Here is a 21,699-nt window from a genome sequence, read left to right as displayed (position 1 = left end):
AACGTTTGCCAAACAGCTAGATTATGATATATTTGACATGTAATTTTTCAACAAACAATTAACATTAAACATGCCAATAACCGCCAACGATACCAATAGAAAATCATGGTTAGAAGTGCCACAAAATAGCGACTTCCCTATTCAGAATATTCCTTTCGGTGTATTTCTTACCAAAGAAAATGTCGTTACTGTAGGAACAAGAATTGGCGATTATGCCATAGATTTAGGGGCTTTGCAGCAATTAAATTATTTTGAGGGAATAGAATTAACCGATGATATGTTTATGCAGGACACGCTAAATGATTTTATTTCTGATGGAAAAAAAACATGGCGTTTGGTTCGAAATCGCATCGCTGAGATTTTCGACGAGACTAATCCGCAGTTAAGAGATTCAACAAAACATCGCGATATTGTTATATTTAAGATCGAAGACGTAGAAATGCAATTGCCAGTTTTAATTGGTGATTATACTGACTTTTATTCAAGCAGAGAGCACGCTACAAACGTAGGTAAAATGTTCCGTGATCCAGAAAATGCATTATTGCCAAACTGGTTGCATATTCCAGTTGGATACCACGGAAGAAGCTCTACAATTGTGCCATCTGGAATTCCAGTTCACCGACCAATGGGACAGACTTTGCCTGCTGGTCATGACACGCCTGTTTTTGGTGCTTCTCGTTTAGTAGATTTCGAATTAGAAACTGCTTTTATCACTACAGATGTGAATGTAATGGGCGAAAATATTTCTACTTATGAAGCAGAAGATTATATTTTCGGAATGGTTTTACTAAATGACTGGAGCGCTCGTGATATTCAGAAATGGGAATATGTGCCGCTTGGACCATTTTTAGCTAAAAACTTCGCTACTTCAATTTCACCTTGGATTGTGACTATGGATGCTTTGGAACCTTTTAGAACAAAAGGACCTAAACAAGACCCAACACCGCTTCCATATTTACAGACTAAAGGAAAAAAAGCATTTGATATTCATTTGGAAGTTTCATTAAAACCTGAAAATCAAGAAGAAGAAACTGTGATTTCAAAATCTAACTTCAAATATCTGTATTGGTCTATGAGTCAGCAGTTAGCGCATCATACTTCTAATGGATGCCGTGTAAACTCTGGTGACATGATGGGTTCTGGAACAATTTCTGGTCCAACTCCTGATAGTTTTGGTTCTATGCTAGAATTAACTTGGGGAGGAAAAAATCCGTTGAAGTTAAAAGATGGAAGTGAACGTAAATTTATTGAAGATAATGACACTGTAATTATTCGTGGATTCTGTGAAAATACGGAAGTAAGAATTGGCTTTGGAGAAGTTTCTAGCCAATTGCTACCTCCTTTCATTAAACAATGAAGAGCAGAACAATCTGAAGAGATATAGAAAAACAAAAAACCTTGGTTTGTCGCCAAGGTTTTTTTATGCTTTATATTTAATCTTGAAAAAGTTGAAAGAAAAAGCTATTTATTCTAAAATCAACTTTACCCAAACCAAACGATGATCAGAACTTGATTCGCGTTTTTCAACTAATTCTGACATTGATTCACCTTTGGCAGGCCAGAACACGCCGCTGTCGACAAACTTAAAACCAAGTCTTGACGGTAGTACATAATCAGCACGCATTCTCCAAAAGGCAGTATGATTAATTCCAAAAGGATTTTCAGGACTAAATTCAACACCACCTTTACTCGCAGGCGTAAAGTCATTATTAATTTTCGAATCGTCTACTAAAGACTTTATTCCTTCTCTAATAGCATCTCCTTCAACTGGCGAAGCATTTTGATCACCCATTATGACAAATCGAGAATTTGGAGGTAAACCACCTTTTACACCTTTATCATCATAAATATATGAAGCCGAATTGTCTGAAATATAGTCTTTCCAGAATCGGATTTCATCATGATTTCTTTTTCCATTGCGATCTTCAGTACTATCAAAAGTAGGAGGAGTTGGATGGCTGACTAAAACATGAACTGTTTTATTACCAATTTCTACAGGAACATCCCAGTGAGATTTTGAAGATAACGGAAATTCTTTCCATGCTTTCTTGCTATACCAATCTGACCCATCTGCTTTTTTGGTAATCAATGCTCCTGGCATATCTTTCCATTTAAAATGCTGAAAAGTGCGAACCACATTAACATCAATAGGATATTTAGATAAAAGCATCATACCATATTGTCCAGGATACATACCAAACGCCCAAGCATCATTTCCAAAATTATCCAGCTTTCCATCATTATTCAAATCATAAGGGCTTGGCTGACCCGTATTCACTGTTGAATAATAGAAGTAAGGATAATCGATCGCCATAGCTCCGCCTTGGCTCACATTCAAATAGTTTTTTATAAACGCCTTTACACCAAGTTCAGGGTCTTTAATATAATCAAATTCGTTTAAAAGAATAACGTCTGGTCTAACGGTTTGAATAATCTGGGCAATATTTCTAATTTGAGTATTATGCCCTGAATTAAGCTGATAAATCAATATCTGCTCCGATTTTCCCATTGCGCCTTTAGGAGAATAATTATCAGATTCCATACTAACATTGTAGGTAGCAAATGTAAGTTCATTTTTGTCTTGTGAATCAGACTGTGAAAAAAGAGCTCCGGAAGAAAGCACGGAAAGGATAAAAAATATTTTCTTCATATAAAATTAAATCTGCATTTCTGCATTATTGAACATACGAATATAAGAAGGATGTTGGGACACACGGCAAATCTGTTTGTTAAATATACAACAAAAAAAAGCTGCCACTTTTGGTGACAGCTTAAATTACAGAAGAAAGTCTCTGTATATCTGATAATTTTATCACAGATTAAAAAAATCAAAACGATTATTTTATAATCTGTGACTACTATTTTTATGCAGGAATCTGCTGACTTAAACAATGTAAAGTTCCGAATCCCCATATGAAATCAATACAACTGATTCCGATAACTTCTCTATCAGGGAAACATTCTGCTAATATATTTAAAGCTACGCGGTCGTTGCTATCATTAAATGTTGGCACTAAAACGCAATTGTTCAAAATTAAGAAATTAGCATAACTTGCTGGCAATCTTAAATCTTCAAAATCTACACGCTTTGGCATTGGCAATGCCACAATAACTGGAGATTTTCCGTTTTCTAATTTTGCATTTTGCAGACGTTTCAAATTATCCTGTAAAGGTTTGTAGTTTGAATCATTTTTATCCGTCTCTACAATCGTTACAATCGTATCTTCATTTACAAATCGGCATAAATCGTCGATATGACCATGCGTATCATCTCCTTCTATTCCGTCTCCTAACCAAATTACATTCGTTACTCCAAGATATTCTTTAAAAACAGCTTCGTAATCTTCTTTTGTAAAACCAGGATTTCTTACTTGAATTGTTGGATGCATTAAACATTCCTCAGAAGTCAGTAACGTTCCCTTTCCGTTTACATCAATTGCTCCACCTTCAACAATTACCGGTTTTCCTTTGTACATTACCTGAGTTAGCGGAACGTCAATAAAATCAGCTACTTTACCTGGAACATACTTATCTAATTGATAATTTTTATATTTTGCCCAACCATTAAAATTGAAATTCAACGCTTCTCTTTTTGAACCATTTTTCACAATAATTGGTCCAGAGTCACGCATCCAGCTTCTGTTGGTTTTATGAATGATATATGAAACATTTTTAAGATTCACACGAGCTCTTTCAAGCATATCAGCAACTTTTTCTTTCAGTTTTTCATCGGCTACAACCAAAAAAACAGTTTCAAAAGTGGCTACTTTTTTTATAAACTCTACAAAAGCCCATTGAACTGCTTCGTATTTTCCTGGCCAATCGTTGCCATTGTGCGGAAAACACAATACAATTCCTTGCTGTTTTTCCCATTCTGCTGGAAATCTTCTATTATTTGTTGACATAAATAGGTTCTAATTTAGAAAGTGCAAAGATAAGCATTCGCTAGGATTATAAAACATTTGGTTGAAATTCCTCCTAATTTCACAAAACTTATCCTGCAAAATTTAAGTTAAAGATTAAATAATACACACTTAATATTTAACAGAGAGCTCAGAATTACTTTTGCCAAAACTAAAAACTAACACATGAAAAATTTATCTCTCTCATTATTAGCAGCTCTATTTGTATTGGCGAGCTGTAACAATGATGAAAATTCAAACACCGAACCAGAAGTTGTTGTAAACGAAAATCCTGGAACTTTTAAAGAAATTGGTTCTATTACAATCGGCGGAGAAGCTGCTGCAGAAATCTCTGCTTACTGCGAAAAAACAAAAAGACTTTTTACAGTAAACAATAGCGGCGTAAACCAGATTGATGTTATTGATATTAGTGATCCTGCAAAACCGCTTAAAATCGGAAAAATTGATTTAGTTGCTTACGAAGGCGCTGCAAACAGTGTTTCTGTTTTTGACGGAAAATTGGCTGTAGCTTTAGAATCTACTGTAAACAAACAAGGAAATGGAAAAGTAGTTGTTTTTAATACTTCAGATTACAGCTTAATCAAACAAGTAACAGTTGGTGCATTGCCAGATATGATTACTTTTTCTCCCGACGGAAAATTTATCATGACTGCCAATGAAGGCGAGCCAAATACAGATTATACACAAGATCCAAACGGAACTGTTTCTATTATTGAAACGAGCACTTATAATGTTACTACTTTAGATTTTGCTTCATTTGCTGGTCAGGCTGCGGCATTAGTAAAAGATGGTTTCAGAATTTCAAAATTTGCTAAAACTAGTTTTGCTCAGGATATCGAACCTGAATACATTACAATTTCAGATGATTCTAAAACGGCTTGGGTAACTTTACAAGAAAATAATGGTGTCGCAAAAGTTGACTTAGCTTCAAAAACCATCACTGCTATTTATCCATTAGGTTTAAAAGATTACAATACAGCCGAAAACGCAATTGATGTAAGCGATAGCGACAGCAAAATCGCTTTTAATCCATGGAAAGTAAAAGGTCTTTATATGCCAGATGCTATCAGTCATTTTACAGTAAATAATACACCATATTTTGTAACCGCTAATGAAGGTGACGCAAGAGAATATACAGCTTATACTGATGTAAAACGTATGAAGAGCATGACGCTTGATGCAACAGCTTTCCCTGATGCAGCTACTTTAAAATTAGATGCTAATATGGGAAGATTAAATCTTGTTGCCGATATGGGAGATACTGACGGAGACGGAGATTTAGATCAAATGGTAAGTTTTGGAGGAAGATCTTTTTCTATCTGGAACGGAAATACAGGAAAAATTGTTTTTGACAGCAAAAATGATGTTGACAAAAAAACAAACGAGTTAGGCACGTATGATGACAAGAGAAGTGACGATAAAGGTTCTGAGCCAGAAGCTGTGGTTGCTGCTAAAATGGGAAACCAAAACATTTTATTTGTTGGCTTAGAAAGATCTGATGCTTTTATGGTTTATGATGCTACAAATCCGACTTCTCCACAGTATTTACAAACTGTAAAAACTGGAGATGCTCCAGAAGGCATTCTTTTCATTCCGGCTTCAAAAAGCCCGACAAAAAGAAGCTTATTGGTAGTAAGCAGCGAAGGAGATGGATCTGTTAAAATTTATCAGCCTGATTTAAAATAATAACTCTTTTTTAGGATAGCAGAAAGGACAAAATGTGAATTTTGTCCTTTTTTTATGCATTCTATTGTACTTATTTTAACGTATTTACACAATTAAAAGCTAAAATATGGGAATTATGTAAGAGTATATACAACACTTTCTAGAATACGACTTCTAATTTTGTTTCAGAGTTTAAAATAAAAACAATTTAATTTTTGATATCATGAAAAAGAAATTAGTATCAGTATCCTTATTATTACTATCATTTGCTGCAGGCGCTCAAAATATGGCTACCACTTCTACCACACCTAGCGTAGATCAAGAATACAACAAATGGTCGATCGAACTGAATGGCGGGGTTAACAAACCAACCAGAACAATGACTCCAGGTTATACTACAGAATCATTAAACTTTTTCCACGGAGATCTAGGTGTTAGATATATGTTTAGTCCAAAGTTTGGGGTAAAATTAGATGTTGGTTACGACCAATTTAAAGAGAAAAAAAACACTCCAGATTTTGACAGCCGCTACGTTAGAGCAAGTTTACAAGGGGTTATCAATGTGGGACGTGCTTTAAACTTTGAAACTTGGACAAATACAATTGGACTTTTAGCTCATGGTGGTTTTGGGGTTTCTCAAATCAGTACCGAAACAGGATTTGGTGGACAGGATTACATGGCCCACGGAATCGCAGGTTTAACTGGACAAATTAGATTAAGCAACAGAGTAGCTTTAACTGGTGATCTTACCGGAATTGTAAACGGAAGACAAAATTGGAATTTTGACGGAATGGGAAATACTTCCACAGGTTCTTTTGATGGCGTTTTACTAAATGCTTCTGTAGGTTTAACTTTCTACCTAGGAAAAAACCAAAAACATGCTGACTGGGTTGGTGAAGAAGATAGAATTGGTGAATTGGAAAAAAGAGTGGACTTAATCGAAACTGGTCTTATAGATTCAGACAAAGATGGAGTTGCTGATTTATACGATTTAGAACCAAACAGTATTGCAGGAGTTGCTGTTAATACAAAAGGACAATCTATTGATACAAATCAAAATGGTGTGCCAGATGAGTTAGAAAGCTATTTAGATAAAACGTATGAGAAAAAAGGAGCTGGAACAGCTACAAACAACACTGTTGAAGAATTAATCAACGGAGGTTATGTAAATGTTTACTTCGATTTCAATTCGTCTAAACCAACAAACGCATCTTTATCTGGTGTTGATTTCTTAGTGAAATACTTAAAAAACAATCCAGGAAAATCGGCCGATATTATTGGTTATGCTGATGAAATTGGAAACACAAACTACAATGTTGAATTGTCTAGAAAAAGAGCGGAAGCTGTGAAAAAAGTAGCAGTAAATGCAGGAATAGACGCTTCAAGATTGAATGTAATTGCTAACGGAGAAGATACTTCTGTTAATAAAAGTTCTAAAGAGGCACGTCAGATCGTGAGACGAGTTACTTTCCAAGTGAAGTAATCTATATATAAAAGCTAAAAACAGAAAAGGGCAAAATATTAAATTTTGCCCTTTTTATATTTGAGATAAATCAAAATTATTTATCAATTGCTCTTTTTGTAATATCTCCAAAAGCATCAATTCTTCTGTCTCTGAAAAACGGCCAGTTTTGACGAACATTTTCCTGAAGATCTAAATCAACCTCAGCAATTAAGATTTCTTCTTTATCATGAGAAGCCTGAGCTAAAATTTCTCCTTGCGGTCCAGCAATAAAAGAAGCTCCCCAGAACTGAATTCCTTCTGTTCCTTCAAGGTATTTTTCAAGACCAATTCGGTTTGCAGCTGCAACGAAAACACCATTTGCAACAGCGTGACCTTTCATTACATTCATCCAAGCACCATACTGATTTTCTCCGTATTGCTCTTTTTCTTTTGGATGCCATCCAATTGCTGTTGGGTAGAATAAAACTTCAGCTCCTTTAAGCGCTGTAATACGAGCCGCTTCTGGATACCATTGATCCCAGCAGATTAATGTTCCAACAGTTCCTTTTTTAGTTTCGATTGCTTGGAAACCTAAATCTCCTGGAGTGAAATAGAATTTTTCATAGAAATGAGGATCGTCTGGAATGTGCATTTTACGGTATAAACCTGCTTCAGTTCCATCAGTGTCAATGATATAAGCACTGTTATGATAAATTCCAGCCATTCTCTTCTCGAAGAAAGGAACAATAATCACTACTCCTAATTCTTTTGCCAATTCACTGAATGCAATAAACGAAGTACTGTAAAGCGGTTCTGCTAATGCAAAATTGTCTACATCTTCACTTTGACAAAAATAATGACTGCTATATAATTCAGGCAATAAGATAACTTCTGCTCCTTGACTTGCAGCATCTCTTACCCAGCTGATACATTTTTTAAGATTATTTTCGGCAACATCATTCAGATTTAACTGAATAACCGATATTTTATACTTTCTTTTCGCCATGACATAAAATTTAAGAGTGCAAAAATAATACTTTTTAAAGGAATGGCAAAGCGAAGAAAAACCTTCTTCAAATCAACAGCATTTATTTCAAATTCGAAAACTCTTTTAATAGCAAGTTAACTTCTTCAACAATCTCATGCACATTATAAAATTCTGATTTAAAAATAAAACTCAAATGATAAATCATCTTTTCATGTTCAAGCTGATACTGAAAATTAACTTTAGAAAATTCATTATTCGAAGTGTTTTTATACCATTTATCAAATAATTTTTGCCTGAAATCTTGCTTAAAGTCAACACTGTCACAAACATAATTCAATATTATATCTGGGTTATCTTTAAAATAATTATTGATGATATTAGTTATCGTAATTTCTATTAAAGGATCATTAAAGAACTTTTGATTATTAGCTTCATAAAAATCCACTGAATATAAATTTTCAAAAAAAATATTATCAAAATCCATTTTTTGAAAACTGACAAAATATTCTAATCCATGTTTTGTTGTAAAATAAAAAAGAGGGTATAAACCCTCTTCTTGAATATATTGATACATAAAAGAAATACTATTTTTTCTTTAATCTTGCTATAACTTCTTTTCGATGTTCTTCTTTTAAATCAACCATTTTTTTAAGAACAGAAATTGTCTTAGCATCTGGCTTTATGATTATTGTTTTTTCCATGATTGTTTTTGATTTCAAATACAAATGTAAGAAAAAAAAGCCACATCTATTTCAAATCAATTTAATTAGCATTGTTTTTCAGAATTAAAAATTCTTACAATTTAATCAAAATTAAAAAAACCACTTTACATTAGCTTAAAATTAAGCCTTTGCAAAATGGCTTTTCAACCTAAAAAATATCAACCAAAAAAAGTTGTTATTCGATCACAACTTTCTGAGTTAAGAATTCTGTTTCTGATTTCTTGAATTTAATTTCGAAAGTTCCTTTTGTAGCAGATTTAAATTTATAAACTGTTTTTTTAGGATCTGGTATTTGCTGTGTACAAACATCTGAAGCATATTTTGCTATAACTTGCAATCCTTTGTCTGTACCAATTGTTGCCTCGGTAATTTTATCAAATTCTCCACAAGCGTTATCAACAACAAAAGTCACATCATAACTTAATTCTTCATTTACTTTTCCAGTTGCTGCACCTTTAATTTCGGTTACAAATGCTGTTTTTGTTTTAACAGTCGATTCTACTTTATCATCGTCGTTACTACAAGAAACAAATCCAATTGATAAAAATAATACTACTAAAGCTGTTTTTAATCTAAAACTTTTCATATAAAATAATAATTAATTGTTAATTACTATGAAGACATGGCATAATTGCAAAGGTTGCTTAGAAGAAATGTTAAAAAAATTAGACTAACAATTAATCAACTAAAAACCAACAACTTAATCAATGAAAAAATATTTAAAAAATACGGTTATTTCTTATAAAAATAAAAACTTTCTGGAATAGCCCCGATAGAAATGGCATCTTTTTGTTGTGGGGTTCACAACAAAAAATATAATGGATAGCGGGACTGAACTTTCTTTTAAAAACGAATTGATCTGCTCCTAAAAACAAAAAAACACCAGCGTTAACTGATGTTTTTTTACTATATTTTTAAAGCGGAATTAAGCCGTTTTCTTTTGAAATATCTTTTTGAAGAGATTTACGATTCCTAAAACAATAAAACCAATAATAAGTCCGATTGCAAACTCTTTTATAATAGAAGGAAAATTTGGTAAAAGATGGTGGAAAAATTCAATATTATGAACGAATAAACCTCCCGCAACCAAAATTAAGGCAATGGTTCCAATAACGGTCAACGCTTTAATAACTTTTGGAAGCGCCTGAACTAAAATGTTTCCGATAAACTTTAAAATACTATTTTCTTTTTTGCTGTGCTGAATCATTTTAAAACCTACTTCATCCATACGAACAATAAGCGCTACGATTCCGTAAACTCCAACTGTAGCAATCACTGCAATAATTGATACCGTAATAATCTGAGACGTTAATGGTTTTCCGATTACAGTTCCCAAAGCGATAATTACAATTTCTACAGAAAGGATAAAATCGGTAACGATTGCCGATTTTACTTTCTCTTTTTCGATTACTAAAATTTCTTCTTCGGTAAGCACTTCATCAGTAATTCCTTCCGATTCTTCATGTTTGTGAGGAACAATGAACTCATAGATTTTTTCTGCTCCTTCATAAGCTAAAAATAATCCGCCTAAAACTAAAATTACCATGATGGCAACTGGAAAAAATGCACTTAACAAAAATGCAATTGGAAGAATGATAATTTTATTCAGTAAAGAACCTTTACTGATTGCCCACAAAACCGGCAATTCTCGTGAAGATGCAAATCCAGAAGCTTTTTCTGCATTTACAGCTAAATCGTCGCCCAAAATTCCGGCAGTTTTCTTTGCAGCAACTTTACTCATTACTGCAACATCATCCATAATTGCTGCGATATCATCTAATAGTGCGAAAAAACCTGAACCCATTTTTTAAATTTATTTTTAGTGATGCGAATCTAGACATTTTGACTTAATCTGCCCAATAATATTACATGAAAATTTTTCTTTTTATTCATATTTTTCTGTAGATAAAATCTAACTGCATTGTCCTAAAAGAACCCAAAGAATAATAAAAACTATAATAGTTCCGAAACAGCCTCCACCTAACTTCTTAGCTCCATATCCTGCTAATAATCCTCTGAAAATATTGTTCATGATTTTAATTTTAAATTAATAATTTGCTGGTTTTTATCAATTTAAAATTGATTCTTTTTTAAAAATATATCGTTATATGAATTAGATAAAAAGTTTCAGAATTTTGAGCAAAAAAAAGCACCAGCTTTTTAAACTGATGCTTTTTCAAGATTAACTAAAAAAATAATTATTTAGCGGTCTGGTTTCTAAAGACCAAATTGCCATCGAAAGCATCTAATAAAATGATGCTGTCTGTTGTTATGTTTCCTGCCAAAATTTCTTTTGACAATTGATTCAACACTTCTCTTTGAACTACACGTTTCACAGGTCGAGCTCCAAAATGCGGATCGTAACCTTTATCGGCCAAGTAAGCAATAGCTTCTGGAGTTGCATCCATTGTAATGCCTTGCAACGCCAGCATTTTGGTAACGCTTTTTAACTGCAGACTTACAATTCTCGAAATATTCTCTACTGTAAGCGGCGTAAACATAACAATCTCGTCGATACGGTTGATAAACTCAGGACGAACAGTTTGCTTTAACAATCCTAAAACTTCGTTTTTAGCCGCTTCTGTTGCTGCTTCGACGCTTCCTTTCAGGTTTTCAAATTTCTCCTGAATAATATTACTTCCCATATTTGAGGTCATAATAATGATCGTATTTCTAAAATCGGCTAGACGACCTTTATTGTCTGTCAAACGTCCTTCGTCCAGAACCTGCAACAAAATATTGAATGTATCCGGATGCGCTTTTTCGATCTCGTCTAAAAGCACAACAGAATAAGGTTTTCTACGAACCGCTTCCGTCAACTGACCTCCTTCATCATAACCCACATATCCTGGAGGCGCACCCACCAAACGGCTCACACTGTGACGTTCTTGGTATTCACTCATATCGATACGAGTCATGGCATTTTCATCGTCAAAAAGATATTCGGCCAAAGCTTTTGCTAACTCTGTTTTTCCCACTCCGGTTGTTCCTAAGAATAAGAATGATCCAACAGGTTTTTTCATATCCTGCAAACCGGCACGGCTTCTGCGAACGGCATCACTCACGGCTTCTATCGCTTCTTCCTGACCTACTACACGTTTGTGCAATTCGTCTTCCAGATGCAATAGTTTTTCTCTTTCTGTTTGAAGCATTTTAGTAACTGGAATTCCTGTCCATTTTGCTACAACTTCTGCGATATCTTCTCTGGTAACTTCTTCTTTAATTAAAGAATTTCCAGATTGGAATTCTAGCAATTGTTTTTGCAAAGTTTCCTGACGTTCCTGCGCTTCTTTTATTTTTCCGTAACGAATTTCTGCTACTTTTCCGTAATCACCATCACGTTCTGCACGTTCTGCTTCGTATTTAAAGTCTTCAATTTCGTGTTTTACAGCTTGAATTCCGTCAACGATATCTTTTTCCTGTTTCCATTTTGCGTAGATTTCGTTTCGCTCTTCTTTCAGGTTGGCCAATTCCATTCCTAAAATTTTCAGCTTGCTTTCTTCTTTTTCACGTTTGATAGCTTCGATCTCGATTTCCAACTGCATGATTTTACGATCCAAAACATCTAATTCTTCAGGTTTTGAATTGATTTCCATACGCAGTTTAGAAGCTGCTTCGTCCATTAAGTCGATCGCTTTATCTGGTAAGAAACGATTTGTAATATAACGTTGCGAAAGCTCAACAGCCGCAATAATCGCTTCGTCTTTAATCTGAACTTTATGGTGCGTTTCGTATTTCTCTTTAATTCCACGAAGAATCGAAATCGCGCTTTCTGTATCTGGTTCGTCGATTAATACTTTTTGGAAACGTCTTTCTAGCGCTTTATCTTTTTCGAAATATTTTTGATATTCATCTAAAGTCGTTGCACCAATTGCTCTCAATTCTCCACGAGCCAAAGCTGGTTTCAAGATATTAGCCGCGTCCATTGCGCCTTCTCCTCCACCTGCACCAACAAGCGTATGAATCTCATCAATAAAAAGAACAATATCACCTTCTGCAGCTGTAACTTCTTTTACAACCGATTTTAAACGCTCTTCAAATTCTCCTTTGTATTTCGCTCCGGCAATCAAAGCTCCCATATCTAATGAGAAAACGATTTTTTCCTTTAAGTTTTCCGGAACGTCTCCATCAACAATTCTGTGCGCTAAACCTTCTGCAATTGCAGTTTTACCAACTCCTGGTTCACCAATAAGCATTGGGTTATTTTTTGTTCTACGAGTCAGAATCTGCAATACACGACGAATTTCTTCATCACGTCCGATAACTGGATCTAGTTTTCCTGTACGTGCTAATTCATTTAAGTTTTTAGCGAATTTATTTAGTGAATTATACGTTTCTTCTGCTGAAGCCGAAGTTACTCTTTCACCTTTTCTTAATTCTTCAATAGCCGCTTTCAAACCTTTTCCTGTAACGCCCTGATCTTTTAAAATCTGAGAAACTTTACTTTTTGAGTCAAAAATGGCTAAAATTAAATGCTCGATCGAAACGTATTCGTCGTTCATTTTTTGCGCAATGATTTCAGCTTCATTCAAAGCTTTATTCGCGTCTCTAGAAAGCATTAAATCTCCACCTGAAACTTTTGGAAAACTCTGAATTGTACTGTCCAAAATTTGAAGAAACAAAGGCACGTTTACATTCAATTTTTTCAAAATAAACGGCGCTACGTTTTCATCAACTTCAAAAATTGCTTTGAAAATGTGTTCATTTTCAATTTGCTGTTGGCCATTTCGCTGCGCTAATTGTTGCGACAACTGAATGGCTTCTTGTGATTTAATAGTAAACTTATTTATATTCATATTTTTACGATTTTGATTGATTTTATTTGTTTGACAATTTATAAGATTAAAGTTACGATTTATTGAGGTACTTTTTTAACTCAAATAATTTAACTTTGCATTCAAATATTCAAATTATATTCCACAGTAAAAAAACAGACAAAATGTCGTTAAAAATTAAAATTTCTTTATTTTAACACGTCAAAAAGTCATAAATCAAGTCAAATATGAGTTTTTTCAATTCAATCTTCGGAAGTTCAGAGAACTCAGAAGCAGCAAAAAGCAAAGTAAACTGGACAGAATTAACAGATATGCTTCAATTAATGGAAATCGAAGCCATTTCTAATGAAAAACCAGTTGTCATTTTTAAACACAGCACAAGATGCAGTATCAGCCGAATGGCTTTAAAACAATTTGAAAGAGAATTTGATCTCGAAGAAGCAGTTGATCCGTACTTTTTAGATTTAATCGCAAATAGAGATATTTCAAACGAAATTGCAAGCAAATTTGGAGTATATCACGAATCACCTCAATTGATTTTAATCAAAAACGGAAAAGCAGTTTACGATGTTTCACACAGTGACATTGATGCTGAAGCATTGAAAAGCAAGATCTAAGTTATAAATTATGAGTTATGAGTTAATTACTTAACTTAGAATACTACAAATTTTAAAAATTAAAAGCCTGAAATTATTTGTATAATTCCAGGCTTTTATATTTCTACGTCAAGTCTAATTTTAATTCAAATTAGCGCTCAACTCATAATTCATAATTAAACTTAAAAACTTCCCTCAGAGCCTCCACCGCTGAAGCCTCCTCCTCCAAATTCCATTGGAGAGCCTGTCTTAACTTCTGGTTTCATTCCGAAAGTTGAAGCCACAACTAAAGCTTCTGCATTTAATAAGTTATCTGAATGGTTAATTCTATCTGGTTTAAAGGTCAGACCGCTTTCTTTTTCTTTTAATTTTTTAATTGAGAAATAAGCAATTACAAATAAAACTACACCTCCAAGTGTTAATGCAACTTCGATTGGCAAAACAGAATGATAAAATCGAACCGTATAAATTGAAAATGCAATCGCCAAAAAGCTCAACCAAAGCATTATTCTATCTTTTGCTTTTAAAGCCTGAACCAAATAAAGCACTGGAACTATAAAAGTAAATACATAAAAGAAGTACGCAAACGGAATATCTGTTCCAGGTTTTACTTCTGTTCCTAATAGTTCTGCAGAAAGCTCTCTTACAACCAAATAATTACAAGAAAGATAAAATAAAACAAGACAAAAACTATTCGCCAGCAAAAGTCCATTGTAATAATAGCTTTCGTTTAAACGATTCATCATTTTTTTAGTCAAAAAATAAAATCCAGCTGCGAAAATCATTGCCAAAAATGGCAAAATAGCTTTTCCGATATCTCCAAATTCAAACATTCCGTAAAACAAAAACGCAGTTGCAGAAAGACAGAACACGAGCATTGATAGTACATGCAAATATCTTAAAAACATAAAAAGCGCTCCAACTGCTACAAAAAAAGCAATTACCATTTCATAACCTTCTGTTGTTATTCCTACTGCCACTCCTAAGCATAAAAGCGCATTCAATATAAAAGCATCGTCTAAACCGTGATTATGATACTCCTGATTCGCAAGCAATTCTACTCCCGCAAATCCAACTGCAGCAAAAATATAACAGCAGATTTTAAAAAATGTATTCTCAGCACTTAGTCCAAACAAAGAAATTGCTCCGCAAATTGAGCCGTACAATAAACAGCCTAGCAAAAAGAAACCTAATCTAACGAGAATATTATTCTGACTTTTTAAAACTGGCAGTTCTTTTTCTATAAATTTCTTCTGCTCTTTACTAATGAAACCTCCTTTATACAAAGCATCAGCTTCATCAACTAAAACTTCGTTATCTAATAATTGTTTGTTGTATACTATCATTCTGCTATTTCTTTGTGGAAGTTTTTAATCAGTTTAATGAACATTATAATCGAGCCGACAAAATATGCAGGCAATAGGAAGATTAATAATTCCCAAATATCTGAGAAGTCAACGTTTTCAAAAACTCTAAACAAAACAATGTTTCCGCCGATGTAAGCATAAACAATCATAAATACATATAACGACATGGCTTTGTATTGATAACTTACCTTATAAAAATAGTATGTTGAACCAGCTAAAATTAGAGCAAAAATTACCCAAATTAAGGCATCATAACCTGTTAGATTACTGATGGCAGCAATACTTACAATATGCAACGCAAAAGTGAGAAAAACTAAGCTAAAATGGGTTTTGAGCGAAATTCGCTGACTGTAGATTGTCCATAAAACCAATAAAACTCCAAGCATAACTGCAGAATAGCTCAAATTTTGGCTTGCGTACAAATTATTACTGTCATTAAATATATCTTGTGGCGTAACCGAAAGTCCAATATAAGCTGCTAAACCAGTAATAGCAATGGTTAAAACACTTCTATTATCAAAATAATAAGCACAAAAGAAACTTACTATTGTAGGAACCAAAGTAGCTAATCCGTAATGTTCACCAAAAGTTTTGTATTGAAATTGAAGATATCCAATAAAAATACAGGTTAAAATATTTCCTGCCAAAACCAAATATTCTAAAACAGGATGCTCAAAAGTTGTTTCTGTTTTCTGAAAACCTTTAGAATGCTTGAAACAATAAAAAAAGCAAACTGCAATCACAATTAAAAGCAATGACAAAATAGCAATATGTCCTATGGTATCAATATTTTCATAAATCAGAATTCCGATTCCTGAAGTAAACAATAATACTGATAAATAAAGAAATAGTTTTAATTCTGCGTTTAATGAAAAGATGTTTAGATTTCGATACGTTTTTACTTCTTCAAACTGATTTTCAGTAATTAAGCCTTTCTCAAAAAGATGGAGAGCAGACTGATCTTTGAATTTTTCCATTGATATGTTTTAAACTGGCACATCAAATATATGTATTTAGCATGAATTTTCTGCTTTTACTATAAAACCTTTCCATTTTTTAAACAATACTTCTGCAAATCACCATAAACAAAAGTGTAGAAATTACATTTATATTTCTATGAATCAAAACTTTAAAACATAAATATTTAATAAATTAATTTGAAATTAATCTGAATCTTTTACATTTGTGCAATCGATTACATTAACCGATAAAAACCACAAAAAACCACACTTAAAAATGAAAACAAAACTTATTTTACTAGCATTACTGCTACCTTGCTCCTTTCTATTTGCTCAAAATTATTTTATGAGTTCTCCAGAAGGATTTGGTGCTTCTGCAACCGGCGGAGGAAATGCAGCTCCAGTGACAGTTACTACTTTAGCCGATTTAACAGCAAAATTGAAATTAACTACTCCGCAAGTTATTTTAGTTTCAGGAACCATAAATTGTACCTATACCAGCCTACTAGTCAATGATAAAACTATAATTGGTCTTCCGGGTGCACGATTAATTAACTTGGATCAAACGGCTGCTGGCTCGGGAATTCTAAGTTTAAAACCTGGATCTAATAATATTATTATAAGAAACTTAATTTTTGAAGGACCTGGCGCATACGATGTTGACGGACGTGACAATCTAACCTCAGAAGCAACTAATATTTGGGTGGACCATTGTGAATTTCAGGACGGAATGGATGGCAATTTTGACAATAAAGGTGCAGCGGATAACGTAACGGTTTCTTGGTGTAAATTTATCTATTTGAAAGCACCAAAAGCTGGAGGCTCTGGCGGTGCTGATGATCATAGATTTTCAGATTTAGTTGGTTCTTCTAAAACCGATGCCCCTTCTGATGGTCATTACAGCATTACTTTTAAAAACTGCTATTGGGCAGAAGGTTGCAAAGAAAGAATGCCAAGGGCTAGAAATGCTGAACTTCATATTTTAAATTGCTATTACAATACTTCTGTATCAGGTTCATTGGCAATTGGTTTAGGTGGCGGAAGCAACAACACAACTTGTTATGTTGAAGGCACAGATTTTGCCAAAATCGGAACTGCTTTTAAAAGCTACGTAAGCACTGACGGCGGAACAATTGGAGTTGCTTTTACAGATTGTTTGAATGCTCCTGCAAATTCAGGAACTACAGTAACAAAACCTTCATATACTTATAGTGTTTTGCCTATTGCTAACGTTGCAGGATATATTTCGAACGCTTCATGCGGCGCTGGAGCAACACTTCAGGTTACTCCTCAAGGTGCACTTTCTACAAGCTGCAACAATTTGGGGCTTAATGATAATGTAAATAATCTCGATTTGAAGTATTACCCATCAGTTATAAATCGTCTGTTAAATATTGACTTTTCAAGTTCGGATAATGGTTTAGCTGAAGTGAATTTATTTTCTTCTAATGGATCAAAAATATATTCACATTCTCAAAATGTTTCTCCAGATGAAAAATTAGAATTAAACGTCGGAAATCTTGCAAAAGGTATTTATGTCTGTAAAGTACAAATTGACAATAGAAGCAAAACATTCAAATTAGTAAAAAACTAATTCTTTTATAAAACAAAAAGGTCATTGAAAATAAAATCAATGACCTTTTTACTTTTTACAGCTTACTTTTTACATTTAACAAAATTAAAAAGCAGCTTTCATTTTATCTTTAATTGCATCAAGACATAAGTTATTGATACTTCCTTCATGCGTGTGCCTTGTAGCTTTTGGCGACTGATACGTTCCTGCTTCTAACTGTTCAGCAACAGCTTTGTACGCATCTCTAAATGGCATTCCCGCGACAACCATTTCATTTAAAGTATCTACAGTAAACAAATAATCGTATTTTTTATCTTCTAAAATATGATCTTTAACCGTGATATCTTTTATTGAAAATATAGCAATATCTAAACAAGCTTTTAAGTTTTGAATCGCTGGAAATAAACCTTCTTTTAAAAGTTGCAAATCTCTATGATAACCGCTAGGAAGATTATTTGTAATTAAAGTGATTTCATAAGGAAGCGCCTGAATCTTGTTGCATTTTCCTCTGATTAATTCGAAAACGTCCGGATTCTTTTTATGAGGCATGATGCTCGAACCTGTTGTAAGAAGCGCCGGAAGACCAATAAAGTCAAAATTCTGGCTCATATACAAACAAACGTCCATTGCAAATTTTGACAAAGTTCCTGCAACGCTTGTCATCGCAAAAGCAACTGTTTTCTCCGCTTTTCCACGGCTCATTTGTGCTGCAACAGCATTGTATTTTAAGGTTTCGAAACCTAATTCTTTTGTTGTAAATGTTCTGTTGATTGGAAATGAACTTCCGTAACCTGCAGCAGATCCTAATGGATTCTGGTCTACAATTTTTGAAGCTGCATTCAGCATCGTTACATCATCAATCAAACTTTCGGCATAAGCAGAAAACCACATTCCGAAAGAAGATGGCATGGCGATTTGTAAATGCGTGTAACCTGGCAATAAAACGTTTTGGTGTTTTTCCGCCGATTCCATCAACAAATCGAACAATGTTTTTACCTGCTCTTTTATTGCTTTTAATTCGTCTCTTAAATACAAATGAACATCAACCAAAACCTGATCGTTACGAGAACGCGCGGTGTGGATTTTCTTTCCTGCATCGCCTAGCTTTACGGTTAACAGATATTCAATTTTAGAATGCACGTCTTCAAAACTGTCTTCGATTTCGAAATTTCCTACTACTATATCAGCAATAATTTCGTTTAATGCATCCACTAAAGAAGTTGTTTCTTCCTGAGTTAATAAGCCAATTTGCCCAAGCATTTTGGCGTGTGCAATTGAACCTAAAGCATCATATTTTGCTAAAACCAAATCCAGTTCACGGTCGTTTCCTACTGTGAATTGCTCAATTTGTTTATCTGTTGGTATTCCTTTTTCCCAAAGTTTCATAGGTACTGTTTTTTTTTCGCCACGAATTCACGAATTATTTTTTCAAATCTTTGCGATTATTTTTTTTCGAATTAATTCGAATTAATATCTCATTTAGATAGTAAAAAATAATTCGTGAATTCGTGGCGGTTTTTCTTTTCTTATAATTTAAAGAAATCAGTTAGTATTTTGATATACAAGTCGACTCCTTCTTCAATTTCATTTACAAAAATAAATTCGTCTGCTGAATGCGAACGTAATGTTTCTCCTGGCCCTAATTTTAAAGACTGACAGCTTAAAACCGACTGATCTGAAAGTGTTGGCGAGCCATAAGTTGTTCTTCCTAAAGCAATTCCTGCCAAAACTAATCCATGATTAACTGGAATAGACGAAGCATTTAAGTGCATTGATCTTGGTGTTACTTCGGCGTTTACATTTGCTTTTACAACTTCCAGAATTTCAGCATTGGTATAACGGTCAGTTACGCGAATATCTACTACCAAATCACATTCTGAAGGCACAACGTTATGCTGTTTTCCAGCATTAATCTGCGTTACGGTCATTTTTACGGGACCTAAAACGTCTGAGATTTTGTCGAATTTATAGTTTTTAAACCACTCCATTACTGGAATTGATTTGTATAAAGCATTATCATCGTTTTGATGTGCGGCGTGGCTTGCCGTTCCTTTTACTTTTACATCAAGAACTAAAAGTCCTTTTTCGGCAACTGCCAATTGCATTAAAGTTGGTTCTCCTACAATCGCGCAATCTAATTCTGGTAAATGCTTTAAAACGCTGTTTAAACCATTTTTTCCGCTGCTTTCTTCTTCCGCGGAAGCTACAATTACAATATTGTGAGAAAGGTTTTGATTTTCGTAAAAATGTACAAAAGTCGCCAGTAACGAAACTAAGCATCCTCCAGCGTCATTACTTCCTAAACCAAATAATTTTCCGTCTTTTTCAATTGCTTTAAACGGATCGTTGGTGTACGCTTGATTTGGACGTACAGTATCGTGATGTGAATTTAGTAAAAGTGTTGGTTTGTTTTCGTCGAAATATTTATTGAAAGCCCACACATTATTGTTTTCTCTCTTGAAAGGTATTTCATTCTGATTGAACCAATTTTCAATTAAAAGAGCCGTTTGATCTTCTTCACTTGAAAATGAAGGCGTTTCGATTAAGCTTTTTAATAAACTAATTGCTTCCTGGGTAAGCGTATCTATATTTTTCATTTTTGTTAGGTTCTGAGGCTATCCCGATAGCTATCGGGACTGAGATTCTAAGTTTTTTAAGCATGACCTTACCAATCTTAGCCAGAAAATTAATTTGCGCAAATTTCTTAAATTAATATTTAAAAGTACTGCGCAGTTCTCTTTTTTTGCCACTAATTGCACGAATTTTCACAAATTATCTTTTTGTAACAGATTTAAAATCAAAATAAACTTTTTACTGTCTGTTTAAAATTATTTTCTCTTTTTTAAGCCGAAAAAAATTAGTGCCAATTCATATAATTCGTGGCTATATCTTTACAACGTAATCGTTGTATGCGGAATATCTGAATTTTGAAGCATTCTGTGATGTCCAATTTTGATTTTCTGCACGCCTCTTGACAAACTGTTGAAACAGTTATCCAATTTTGGAATCATTCCAGAATGGATTATTTTTTCTTCTTTTAATTTATTATATAAAGCTTCGTTGATTTCTGTAATTACAGATGAATCGTCTTCTGAATCCATCAAAACACCTTGTTTTTCAAAACAATATGTCAATGTAACGTCAAAAACTTCAGATAAAGCAATCGATAATTCGCTTGCAATGGTGTCAGCATTTGTATTTAACAATTGTCCGTTTTTATCGTGTGTAATGGCACAAAATACAGGAACAACTCCAGCTTCCAATAAAGTTGCCAGTAATTTGGTGTTGACTTGTTTTACATCGCCTACAAATCCGTAATCGATTGTTGGATGGTTTCTTTTTGTGGACTGAATTAAATTTCCGTCAGCTCCAGAAAAACCAATTGCGTTATTGTCTTTCGCCTGTAACTGCGCTATAATATGCTTGTTGATTTGTCCTGCGTAAATCATCACGACAACATCAAGCATCGGAGCATTTGTAATTCGGCGTCCGTCAATCATCTGCGGAACCAAACCAATACTCTGTGCCATTTTCGTAGCCGATTTTCCACCACCGTGAACTAAAACTTTATAGCCTTCAATTTTAGAAAAATCGGTTAAAAATTGCTCTAATTCTGCTGGATTGTCAATGATGTTTCCACCTATTTTGATTACGGTAACTTTCATAAGATTCTAAGGTTCTGAGATT

The 21,699-nt window shown here is 33.9% G+C and carries 17 protein-coding genes; 5 read left to right on the top strand and 12 right to left on the bottom strand.

The features are described from left to right. Positions 1-70 precede the first annotated feature (70 nt). Positions 71-1,357, top strand: a complete 1,287-nt coding sequence (fahA, locus tag PQ463_RS03520; RefSeq protein ID WP_274256325.1) for a fumarylacetoacetase — start codon at positions 71-73, stop codon at positions 1,355-1,357. A 108-nt stretch (positions 1,358-1,465) separates the two neighbouring features. Here the strand turns inward: fahA and PQ463_RS03515 are convergent, their stop codons facing one another. Both PQ463_RS03515 and PQ463_RS03510 read right to left on the bottom strand, forming a co-directional pair. Continuing rightward, the gene (locus PQ463_RS03515) at positions 1,466-2,650 is read right to left on the bottom strand and encodes an endonuclease/exonuclease/phosphatase family protein (protein ID WP_274256324.1); all 1,185 of its coding nucleotides are present in this window, start codon (positions 2,648-2,650) and stop codon (positions 1,466-1,468) included. Between the two features lie 214 nt (positions 2,651-2,864). After that, complete coding sequence (locus tag PQ463_RS03510) at positions 2,865-3,905, bottom strand: agmatine deiminase family protein (protein WP_274256323.1); 1,041 nt, start codon at positions 3,903-3,905, stop codon at positions 2,865-2,867. Positions 3,906-4,088: 183 nt separating this feature from the next. On the opposite strand from PQ463_RS03510, the gene PQ463_RS03505 reads away from it, so the two are divergent. Beyond that, positions 4,089-5,609 carry a choice-of-anchor I family protein gene (locus PQ463_RS03505; RefSeq protein WP_274256322.1) on the top strand — a complete coding sequence of 507 codons (1,521 nt, stop codon included), beginning with the start codon at positions 4,089-4,091 and terminating at the stop codon, positions 5,607-5,609. 202 nt (positions 5,610-5,811) lie between these two features. Next, positions 5,812-7,071: an OmpA family protein gene (locus PQ463_RS03500; RefSeq protein ID WP_274256321.1), complete on the top strand. Its 1,260-nt coding sequence runs from the start codon at positions 5,812-5,814 to the stop codon at positions 7,069-7,071. A 76-nt stretch (positions 7,072-7,147) separates the two neighbouring features. On the opposite strand, the gene PQ463_RS03495 is transcribed toward PQ463_RS03500, so the two are convergent. The 5 genes from PQ463_RS03495 to clpB all read right to left on the bottom strand — a co-directional run bounded on the left by PQ463_RS03495 (position 7,148) and on the right by clpB (position 13,538). Beyond that, positions 7,148-8,038, bottom strand: coding sequence for a carbon-nitrogen hydrolase (locus PQ463_RS03495; RefSeq protein WP_095927649.1), 891 nt, complete (start codon positions 8,036-8,038; stop codon positions 7,148-7,150). 82 nt (positions 8,039-8,120) lie between these two features. Next, positions 8,121-8,594, bottom strand: a complete 474-nt coding sequence (locus PQ463_RS03490; RefSeq protein ID WP_274256320.1) for a DUF6169 family protein — start codon at positions 8,592-8,594, stop codon at positions 8,121-8,123. A gap of 323 nt (positions 8,595-8,917) precedes the next feature. Then, positions 8,918-9,328: a hypothetical protein gene (locus tag PQ463_RS03485; protein ID WP_274256319.1), complete on the bottom strand. Its 411-nt coding sequence runs from the start codon at positions 9,326-9,328 to the stop codon at positions 8,918-8,920. A gap of 339 nt (positions 9,329-9,667) precedes the next feature. Next, on the bottom strand, positions 9,668-10,546 hold the full coding sequence (locus PQ463_RS03480; protein WP_274256318.1) for a DUF808 domain-containing protein: 879 nt from the start codon (positions 10,544-10,546) through the stop codon (positions 9,668-9,670). A gap of 394 nt (positions 10,547-10,940) precedes the next feature. Further along, on the bottom strand, positions 10,941-13,538 hold the full coding sequence (clpB, locus tag PQ463_RS03475; RefSeq protein WP_274256317.1) for an ATP-dependent chaperone ClpB: 2,598 nt from the start codon (positions 13,536-13,538) through the stop codon (positions 10,941-10,943). A 206-nt stretch (positions 13,539-13,744) separates the two neighbouring features. On the opposite strand from clpB, the gene ytxJ reads away from it, so the two are divergent. Continuing rightward, positions 13,745-14,134, top strand: coding sequence for a bacillithiol system redox-active protein YtxJ (gene ytxJ, locus PQ463_RS03470; RefSeq protein ID WP_111376872.1), 390 nt, complete (start codon positions 13,745-13,747; stop codon positions 14,132-14,134). A 161-nt stretch (positions 14,135-14,295) separates the two neighbouring features. On the opposite strand, the gene PQ463_RS03465 is transcribed toward ytxJ, so the two are convergent. Beyond that, positions 14,296-15,459, bottom strand: a complete 1,164-nt coding sequence (locus PQ463_RS03465; RefSeq protein ID WP_274256316.1) for a hypothetical protein — start codon at positions 15,457-15,459, stop codon at positions 14,296-14,298. Further along, positions 15,456-16,457: a DUF2157 domain-containing protein gene (locus PQ463_RS03460; protein ID WP_274256315.1), complete on the bottom strand. Its 1,002-nt coding sequence runs from the start codon at positions 16,455-16,457 to the stop codon at positions 15,456-15,458. Before PQ463_RS03460 ends, PQ463_RS03465 begins: the two co-directional genes overlap by 4 nt. A 259-nt stretch (positions 16,458-16,716) precedes the next feature. Between PQ463_RS03460 and PQ463_RS03455 the strand changes: the two genes are divergently transcribed. Then, entirely contained in the window at positions 16,717-18,033 is a 1,317-nt protein-coding gene (locus PQ463_RS03455) for a pectate lyase family protein (RefSeq protein ID WP_274256314.1), read from the top strand. Positions 18,034-18,117: 84 nt separating this feature from the next. Here PQ463_RS03455 and argH read toward each other — a convergent pair whose 3' ends face one another. From argH to argB, 3 genes are all read right to left on the bottom strand, one after another. Continuing rightward, positions 18,118-19,398, bottom strand: coding sequence for an argininosuccinate lyase (gene argH, locus PQ463_RS03450; protein ID WP_274256313.1), 1,281 nt, complete (start codon positions 19,396-19,398; stop codon positions 18,118-18,120). A gap of 140 nt (positions 19,399-19,538) precedes the next feature. Beyond that, positions 19,539-20,609: a M20 family metallo-hydrolase gene (locus PQ463_RS03445; RefSeq protein ID WP_274256312.1), complete on the bottom strand. Its 1,071-nt coding sequence runs from the start codon at positions 20,607-20,609 to the stop codon at positions 19,539-19,541. A gap of 294 nt (positions 20,610-20,903) precedes the next feature. Then, positions 20,904-21,677 carry an acetylglutamate kinase gene (gene argB, locus PQ463_RS03440; RefSeq protein WP_274256311.1) on the bottom strand — a complete coding sequence of 258 codons (774 nt, stop codon included), beginning with the start codon at positions 21,675-21,677 and terminating at the stop codon, positions 20,904-20,906. Positions 21,678-21,699 lie beyond the last annotated feature (22 nt).

The sequence above is a fragment of the Flavobacterium sp. KACC 22763 genome, assembly GCF_028736155.1.
Taxonomy (GTDB): domain Bacteria; phylum Bacteroidota; class Bacteroidia; order Flavobacteriales; family Flavobacteriaceae; genus Flavobacterium.
This window is presented reverse-complemented; position numbering and strand designations above follow the sequence as displayed.

Bases quoted from the DNA above. Each gene is read 5' to 3' on its own strand.
- clpB (WP_274256317.1), bottom strand. From the start codon at position 13,538: ATGAATATAAATAAGTTTACTATTAAATCACAAGAAGCCATTCAGTTG.
- PQ463_RS03445 (WP_274256312.1), bottom strand. From the start codon at position 20,609: ATGAAAAATATAGATACGCTTACCCAGGAAGCAATTAGTTTATTAAAA.
- PQ463_RS03490 (WP_274256320.1), bottom strand. From the start codon at position 8,594: ATGTATCAATATATTCAAGAAGAGGGTTTATACCCTCTTTTTTATTTT.
- PQ463_RS03480 (WP_274256318.1), bottom strand. From the start codon at position 10,546: ATGGGTTCAGGTTTTTTCGCACTATTAGATGATATCGCAGCAATTATG.
- fahA (WP_274256325.1), top strand. From the start codon at position 71: ATGCCAATAACCGCCAACGATACCAATAGAAAATCATGGTTAGAAGTG.
- PQ463_RS03500 (WP_274256321.1), top strand. From the start codon at position 5,812: ATGAAAAAGAAATTAGTATCAGTATCCTTATTATTACTATCATTTGCT.
- argB (WP_274256311.1), bottom strand. From the start codon at position 21,677: ATGAAAGTTACCGTAATCAAAATAGGTGGAAACATCATTGACAATCCA.
- PQ463_RS03455 (WP_274256314.1), top strand. From the start codon at position 16,717: ATGAAAACAAAACTTATTTTACTAGCATTACTGCTACCTTGCTCCTTT.
- PQ463_RS03515 (WP_274256324.1), bottom strand. From the start codon at position 2,650: ATGAAGAAAATATTTTTTATCCTTTCCGTGCTTTCTTCCGGAGCTCTT.
- argH (WP_274256313.1), bottom strand. From the start codon at position 19,398: ATGAAACTTTGGGAAAAAGGAATACCAACAGATAAACAAATTGAGCAA.
- PQ463_RS03460 (WP_274256315.1), bottom strand. From the start codon at position 16,457: ATGGAAAAATTCAAAGATCAGTCTGCTCTCCATCTTTTTGAGAAAGGC.
- ytxJ (WP_111376872.1), top strand. From the start codon at position 13,745: ATGAGTTTTTTCAATTCAATCTTCGGAAGTTCAGAGAACTCAGAAGCA.
- PQ463_RS03465 (WP_274256316.1), bottom strand. From the start codon at position 15,459: ATGATAGTATACAACAAACAATTATTAGATAACGAAGTTTTAGTTGAT.
- PQ463_RS03495 (WP_095927649.1), bottom strand. From the start codon at position 8,038: ATGGCGAAAAGAAAGTATAAAATATCGGTTATTCAGTTAAATCTGAAT.
- PQ463_RS03510 (WP_274256323.1), bottom strand. From the start codon at position 3,905: ATGTCAACAAATAATAGAAGATTTCCAGCAGAATGGGAAAAACAGCAA.
- PQ463_RS03485 (WP_274256319.1), bottom strand. From the start codon at position 9,328: ATGAAAAGTTTTAGATTAAAAACAGCTTTAGTAGTATTATTTTTATCA.
- PQ463_RS03505 (WP_274256322.1), top strand. From the start codon at position 4,089: ATGAAAAATTTATCTCTCTCATTATTAGCAGCTCTATTTGTATTGGCG.